Source organism: Methanocalculus sp., from assembly GCF_029762515.1.
Classification (GTDB): Archaea; Halobacteriota; Methanomicrobia; order Methanomicrobiales; family Methanocorpusculaceae; genus Methanocalculus.
The window spans coordinates 1-1,624 of record NZ_JARVGN010000475.1; the positions used below are offsets into that span (position 1 = coordinate 1).

A 1,624-nucleotide genomic window follows, 5' to 3' on the forward strand; every position below is an offset into this window, starting at 1 on the left:
GCCAAGATGATTAACCTCTCATTGCCTGCAAGCGAGGTGATGGCAACCGATGTTCCGATCATCCACATGGATGACGGGCTGGATTATGTGAAACAGCTGGTAACGAACTCCAGGTACAGGACAGCCTGTATCGTTGACGAGGAGGGAAAGCTCCTCGGCATGATCTCACGGAACACCTTTGTCTATGACATTCAGAAATCCGTCATCCTTGTCGATCATAATGAGTACAGCCAGGCGGTGGATGGGATTGAGAATGCCGAAATTCTTGAGATCATCGACCACCACCGGCTCGGTGCAATGACGACATTAAAGCCGATCCGGTTCATTATGGAGCCGGTCGGATCAACCTCAACGATCGTTGCCTCAATCTACCAAGAGAGCGGACGAGATCTCTCTGAACCAGTCGGGGGACTGCTCCTTGCCGGCATCCTCTCCGACACCCTTGGCCTGAAGATGTCAACGACTACAAAGAAGGATGAAGAGATGGTCGCCTGGCTTGCAGAGAAGACCGGGATTGATCCGGTGGAGTTTGGGATCTCGCTCTTCAGGGAGGGGATGGAGCTCTCAAGCTTCTCGATTGAGGAACTGGTGAAGAAGGATCTGAAGCGTTACAGCCTCTATTCGATGGACGTTGCAATCTCACAGGTGATGGCCCCTTCATCCGAGTTTGCCAGACAGCATGAAGAGGAGATCCGATCCACCATCGAAAATCTCCGGAAATTGATGGAGGTTGATATCTTTGTGGTGCTTATTACGAGCGTCTTTGAGAATGGATCAGATCTCTATGCGGCAGCAGATGATACAACACTCCAGCGTCTGGGTTACCTGAATCAGCCGGTGCGGCTTGAGGGTGTCATGTCCAGAAAGAAGGATTATCTCCCCGAATTTGGCCAGTTGATCCGGGGATTATAATCTCCCCGGCTTCCGCACCATCGGGACAACACCTGATCCTTCAAGGTTGCCGAGAGCAAAGGCATACCGTTCCCGGATCGTCTTTGGGAGAGCATCCTCGGGGATCTCCTCAAAGCCATATCTGCCATACCAGCCGACAAGCACCTCTGTCGAGTGCATGTACAGCCATTCTTCACTGCAGGATTCGATCAGGGCATCCATCGCATATTTTGCAAACCCATGCCCCCGGTATGCCTCGGGGGTGAAGACGGAGTCGACTTCAAAGCCATCCGGGTGGCGGCGGCATCTCGCAACAGAGACGAGCACACCCTCGGCAAAAGCTCCAAATACCCGGTCTGTCTTCGGATCAGCCTTCTGTTGATGGTACGTCTCCCAGAGTTTTTCAGCAAGAGGGAATTCTGAAGCCATCAGCTCACGCCCCTCCATCCTGAGCGTAAACTCGGGGTAGCGGATATACACGGGAACACCGGCTTGTGCTGCAACACCGGCAACGGTTGATCCGATCTTCGCCTTCTTCAGATAATCGAGATGCCCAAATCGTGAGAGGAGTATCATGGTTGCCTGAAGTGTCTCTGCTACAGAAAGGATCGTTTTGACACGCTCTCCATGCAGGACAAGAAGGGAGATGGAATACCGGCTGCTTCCGTCGTTGATCCTATCGGCAGCATCCTTCAGCTCTTCCCGTAATTTTCGGATAGCAGCATGATCGGTG

Annotated in this window: 2 protein-coding genes; one reads left to right on the forward strand and one right to left on the reverse strand. The window is 52.6% G+C overall.

Annotation, left to right across the window (positions count from 1 at the left end):
• A partial coding sequence (locus QCH34_RS12330; RefSeq protein WP_300334568.1) for a putative manganese-dependent inorganic diphosphatase occupies window positions 1–912 on the forward strand: 912 nt, incomplete at its 5' end.
• Here the strand turns inward: QCH34_RS12330 and QCH34_RS13375 are convergent.
• Window positions 907–1,624: GNAT family N-acetyltransferase (locus tag QCH34_RS13375; protein WP_366898668.1), on the reverse strand; the 718-nt coding region annotated here is incomplete at its 5' end. The genes QCH34_RS12330 and QCH34_RS13375 overlap by 6 nt on opposite strands.